Here is a 4,598-nt window from a genome sequence, read left to right as displayed (position 1 = left end):
GTTACCAAAATCCAGGGTGGCGACCTGCCCTGCCTGAAAGGCTGAGCAGCCCTGAACCGTGGCACCGGACTCATACAGACGCACAGTGAAGTCACGCGGCGGCACAGACGCCCCTGTGGACTTGCGGTAAGTCCCGAATGTCAGCCGGCCACTGTTGCCGGTACTGTCCGCATCCACCACCACATGACAGGCCGAGGCCACCACGTCAGCGCTGAATACGGTTTTCTGAACAGCGGCGTGAGAAACCCCGCCCCCTGCCAGAAGCAGAAGTACTGAAAGCGATAAATTTTTCATGCAACTGTTATCCCGTATATGGAATACCGGCTTCTGATATATAAAAAGGAACCAGCCTGTTTACCGCCTGATGGGTACGCTGAATACGCCCGAGAGCACCAGAGAAATATCCCTGAGAAACCTCATGTCGTTCACAGGCCTCCCTTCGGGTATAACCCAGAACCAGAAAATCCCTCAGCGCATTAAGAACCTTTTCACTGTGAACCGGAGATATTTCAGCTAATAACCAGAACTGGCTCTCTGACATTTTTCCGGGTGACAAAGTACACCCGTGTTTCTTGCTCAGATACAGGTCACTGCTGCTCATTTACATCTATTCCAGAAACATAACCAGACAAAAAGACGACATAAATCCGGATAACAAAAACGTATTCACTCTGCTGTCGTCCTGTTTTCTGCGGTAAAGACTATCACGGTGTTTTATAGCGAAAAACATTAATTTCACGATCTTTATGACCAAACAACAACTATTTAATAGCACAAAATCCTGACAAAATCCCGACAACTTAGGATAAAAAACCAAAAACAAAACAAAAAACAGATAAAAAGATCGTTGTTTTTGTAAACACCAATATTGCCTCCTTGACAGTTTTTTTGTTCTTATTTAGATATTCATCAAAAAACAGATCCTAATTTTCACAAAAAATATGAATTTAGAATAATAAAAAATATTAAACAGGGAAATTAAAAACACAGAAACAAAAATATGCCCAATCACTAACCACTCAATAAAGCAATAAACAGTCAAAACAGAGCACTACTATTACTAACATCCTTTATTTTCATGTGGTTACAATGATAAAAGATGGCAATGAGATTCAACGTAAGTAAGGATGTATAATAAAAAGGATTACAGCTAAGAGTGTTAACAGAAGATGAAGAAAAAGCAGATACTGGATTTTATTCAGGAAATAAAGACACCATGCAGAACGAGTGATATTGCTTCGCGTTTTGAAATGAGTGCTTATCAGGCCCGCCATTACCTTATGTGTCTTGAAAAAGAGGGGAAAATAAGGCGTACGCCTCTTCGTCGTGGTGCCCGTACTTTATGGGAGATAGTAAGGGAAACGGAAAATTATTAATAAAAATATGCATTTTTCCTGCATAAAATTAACTCATCCCTCTACTGAAATATAACCATGATTTAACAACCAAGAACTTATATTGTTACTTTACGGCGTTATCTGAAATGTTGTCTAATCAAGATTTTTATACCACTCTCAGATACAGATTACTGATGCAGTATCCCGCAGTGTCAATACTGCCAACGCCGCAATTTTTCTGATGGATGGCCTCTTCTGCCTCATTAGCTGTGATGTTTGGATAAACACCTATCCTGTAACATCTCCAGCAGAGTTGTTGGTGTCAGAGCCGGCCTCTCTTTCAACAGAGGAACAAGCATGCTGTCCCACACAGCTTCCAGAGGATCTTTGCGTGTGCGCCAGTGCCGAACACTGTTTTTTGCCCAATCTCCTTTTTCGATCCGACGACCAGAACGGACTGAGATACCAGCCTTCATGGTCGAGATATGCTGAGTTATACCTTTCTTACGCTGAGTCATATAGTAACTGACCTGAGAAGTATTGAGCGTCACGCCATTTCCTGTTGGATCATGTAAATGACACTCAGGTTACAAAACCGGCCAGAATAATCGGCGCCAGGCGGGCTGAGTTATTGTCGTCTCATATCAATTCGTGTACTCACACTGAAGAGAATTCTGTATAAAGATTCAGCAGACAAAACTTTATCAGTCTGTAAAAATTAACGGAAGAGTCGATATTTCTCCCGATCATCACCGGATAATTGTTGCAATAACCAGTGGCATCAGAGACTGAACAGCCGTTTTTAACGCAACGTATTGCTCTGATGTATCAGGCCGGGTAACCCGAAAACACCTTTCCACCCGGCATTGTCCGCCAGCACTTATCATCCACCAGGTCTGTTGCAGTAAATCCACCACTTGCGAACATTCTTCATCAACGCTGAGTCTGGCCCGCGGATGGCAAATGCTCGTCTGGCTGAGCAGCAACAGGCATCGTATTGTTGCTCCTCCATGTTGTTCCCGCAGCCAGCGTAATACCACCGGCGATGATGGACTGGCAGTGTGATTACGCTCAGTAATACGTTCATAAAAGGAAGTACGGAATGCATTAATCTGTTGCCCGTTGATGTTTCCTTCTGCCGAATGGAGCGTGAAGTGAAATGCCAACAGATTTGGCCAGTGGTCCACCGCCTGCTGAAAAAAACGCCGGATTTCCCCCGGCGCTGAAAGTAAGGCTTCGGTTATTTGCACTATTTTATCCCCGTTGAATTTTGTTAAGCCGGTGCAGACCAGACACACGGAAAGCGCACATCGACACCGGCACGATACGATACAAACACCAGTGACTGGCGGGACGAAGGGAATGACGAATCAGTCAGGAAATGATGACAAACAGTTGGCTGGCCAGAGGGTGCCAGCAGAAAGATGAGCGGGAGTTGTCAGCGCCAGCACCAGGGACAGGGCTGATTTCCACAATACCAGCGCCGGCATTTCGCACATTGCCAGCGTACTGGCATTACAACACGTTTCATGCTGCTGCTCCTCGTGATTCCTCAATTCGCTGCTGCATCCACTGCTCCACTTCACTTTTGTACCAGCGGCTGCTGCGCCCCAGTTTGATGGGTTTAGGGAAATGACCTTCACTGATCAGCTTGTAAAACCATTTATCGGTCATACCGGTGAAACTGGTGATGTAGTTCATGTCGATCAGGGGATCGTCGGCACGCAGCAATACGCTGTCGTGGCTTGTTGTGGTCAACATGGTCAGAATGTCCTTTGTGAGATTTATGAAGGTTGTGCAAATGCGGGGGAATCTGCTGAACTGTGCTTTCAGAGCTGGCCTGCTACGGGATACCAGGGATTACCGGCGAGGTAACGGGCTTCCGGATCGCGCACACCACGACGATCGCGGGCGAAATCACTGAACGCCCATATCAACTCTTTGAGGATGTCTTCGCAGTCCGGTGAACGACTGTCCAGCACCACATCCCGTGTTATCTGTTTCTGGTACGGTGCCGCTTCACCCGGTGACGCGAAGCCCAGTACGTTGCTCCAGGCATCCAGAATCAGCCGGTCCAGTTCAGGGCCATCGAAATACTCCTGTCTGACGCACAGCACCACGTGGTATTCCGGCTTTTCAGGATGACGGGTCAGGATCCAGCAGAGATCACGTCCGGGGGTTGCATTCATCAGCGCACTGACGGTTTCGATAAAATCCATGCCTAACCAGGTCTTTCTGCAACTGAAGGCGTTGTCATGTTCCCACGGCAGACGAAGCAGGATCCGCCGTACCCGGGAGCAGGACTGTTCACGCAGCGCACGATTGAGAACGCCGACGATTTTGTTCTGATAAGATGGCCAGAAGGGTGCCATGCTATAGTCGAAATAAGGGATAGCATTCATAAGATATGCTCCATATGGAAACACACGACGCATCCCCGCCAGCGAAAGACGAGCGTATGGTGAAACTGAAGGCGTCGTGTACTGAGGTTGTTGATGTGATAACCGTGGAACCGGGGATGGCAGATGTCGTATGCCAGGACAGTCAGGAGACCAGACAGGTGTAAAATTCCTGAGGTGGTGATCTCCGTTGACTTCGGTTCACATCATTAATCATCCCGGTAAGTTTTTACCGACGGATTGTTTCCAGGAGCGGAAGCAGATAAAAATACCGTTTCATGACTTCAGGGCGATTAGCAGAAAACGATCTAAGGGCGTTGGCTGACGCCCTTACCGTGACATACACTCTGGTACCGGATGCCGTTTTACAGGGCTCACCTGCCATCCAGAAGACGCCCTGCCCCACGACTGCAACCATAATTACGTTGACCAGAACCGTCATGCTGCTTCGTCTCATACTTCACGAGATAAAGGGCTCTCTCCATGGCTTTCTGCATCGCTTCCACATCACCACGCTTGACCCAGAGCACAGCGGATTCACCCGGCTTTTTGTCTGAAGCCTTCCTAGTTTCAGAACATCCACCCGACAAAGGCGTATCATCGGAAGAAGGGCGAGCATCAGATGATGCCGGTTTACGGAAAGGCGTCCGCCTGGAAAAATGAACCAGTCCATTACTCTGCCAGGGCTCAAGATGCAGAGCACTACACCATGCCAGCTTGATCAGTGTCGCCAGCGAAGAAGGAACGGTGAAATCCCCTGGCGAGCACCAGGTATCTTTGTTGAGCGTAATGTTCCGGTGACCTCATCTTCACAGAAATTTTCACGCCATTAGCATTCCGGTATTCGTATAACTTCCTTCTG

General features: G+C 47.5%; 6 protein-coding genes and 3 pseudogenes. 2 read left to right on the top strand and 7 right to left on the bottom strand.

The window, feature by feature from the left end; all coding sequences use genetic code 11:
• Positions 1–294, bottom strand: a pseudogene (locus BEA93_RS23915) (fimbrial protein); the annotation flags it as partial.
• 7 nt (positions 295–301) lie between these two features.
• Positions 302–601 (bottom strand): F1845 fimbrial adhesin operon transcriptional regulator DaaA, encoded by a 300-nt coding sequence (daaA, locus tag BEA93_RS23910; RefSeq protein ID WP_059328220.1) that lies wholly within the window; start codon positions 599–601, stop codon positions 302–304.
• 568 nt (positions 602–1,169) lie between these two features.
• Here daaA and BEA93_RS23905 point away from each other — a divergent pair.
• Positions 1,170–1,376 (top strand): FaeA/PapI family transcriptional regulator, encoded by a 207-nt coding sequence (locus tag BEA93_RS23905; RefSeq protein ID WP_059327727.1) that lies wholly within the window; start codon positions 1,170–1,172, stop codon positions 1,374–1,376.
• A 248-nt stretch (positions 1,377–1,624) separates the two neighbouring features.
• Here the strand turns inward: BEA93_RS23905 and BEA93_RS23900 are convergent.
• From BEA93_RS23900 to BEA93_RS25155, 4 genes and pseudogenes are all read right to left on the bottom strand, one after another.
• A pseudogene (locus BEA93_RS23900) lies at positions 1,625–1,888 on the bottom strand (IS21 family transposase); the annotation flags it as partial.
• 198 nt (positions 1,889–2,086) lie between these two features.
• Positions 2,087–2,587 carry a hypothetical protein gene (locus tag BEA93_RS23895; protein WP_105224694.1) on the bottom strand — a complete coding sequence of 167 codons (501 nt, stop codon included), beginning with the start codon at positions 2,585–2,587 and terminating at the stop codon, positions 2,087–2,089.
• Between the two features lie 277 nt (positions 2,588–2,864).
• The gene (locus tag BEA93_RS23890; RefSeq protein WP_000958492.1) at positions 2,865–3,098 is read right to left on the bottom strand and encodes a helix-turn-helix transcriptional regulator; all 234 of its coding nucleotides are present in this window, start codon (positions 3,096–3,098) and stop codon (positions 2,865–2,867) included.
• Positions 3,099–3,166: 68 nt separating this feature from the next.
• A complete protein-coding gene (locus BEA93_RS25155; RefSeq protein ID WP_000991606.1) occupies positions 3,167–3,739 on the bottom strand; it encodes a hypothetical protein in 573 nt (190 codons plus the stop codon).
• Positions 3,740–3,753: 14 nt separating this feature from the next.
• On the opposite strand from BEA93_RS25155, the gene BEA93_RS25415 reads away from it, so the two are divergent.
• Positions 3,754–3,903, top strand: coding sequence for a hypothetical protein (locus tag BEA93_RS25415; RefSeq protein WP_001385640.1), 150 nt, complete (start codon positions 3,754–3,756; stop codon positions 3,901–3,903).
• A 207-nt stretch (positions 3,904–4,110) separates the two neighbouring features.
• Here BEA93_RS25415 and BEA93_RS23880 read toward each other — a convergent pair.
• A pseudogene (locus BEA93_RS23880) lies at positions 4,111–4,536 on the bottom strand (YagK/YfjJ domain-containing protein); the annotation flags it as partial.
• Positions 4,537–4,598 lie beyond the last annotated feature (62 nt).

The sequence above is a fragment of the Escherichia sp. MOD1-EC5950 genome (genome assembly GCF_002965345.1).
GTDB classification, from domain to species: domain Bacteria; phylum Pseudomonadota; class Gammaproteobacteria; order Enterobacterales; family Enterobacteriaceae; genus Escherichia; species Escherichia marmotae.
The sequence above is the reverse complement of the archived record's forward strand: the minus strand, read 5'-3'. Positions and strand labels throughout refer to the sequence as shown.

Bases quoted from the DNA above. Each gene is read 5' to 3' on its own strand.
- daaA (WP_059328220.1), bottom strand. From the start codon at position 601: ATGAGCAGCAGTGACCTGTATCTGAGCAAGAAACACGGGTGTACTTTG.
- BEA93_RS25155 (WP_000991606.1), bottom strand. From the start codon at position 3,739: ATGAATGCTATCCCTTATTTCGACTATAGCATGGCACCCTTCTGGCCA.
- BEA93_RS25415 (WP_001385640.1), top strand. From the start codon at position 3,754: ATGGAAACACACGACGCATCCCCGCCAGCGAAAGACGAGCGTATGGTG.
- BEA93_RS23905 (WP_059327727.1), top strand. From the start codon at position 1,170: ATGAAGAAAAAGCAGATACTGGATTTTATTCAGGAAATAAAGACACCA.
- BEA93_RS23890 (WP_000958492.1), bottom strand. From the start codon at position 3,098: ATGTTGACCACAACAAGCCACGACAGCGTATTGCTGCGTGCCGACGAT.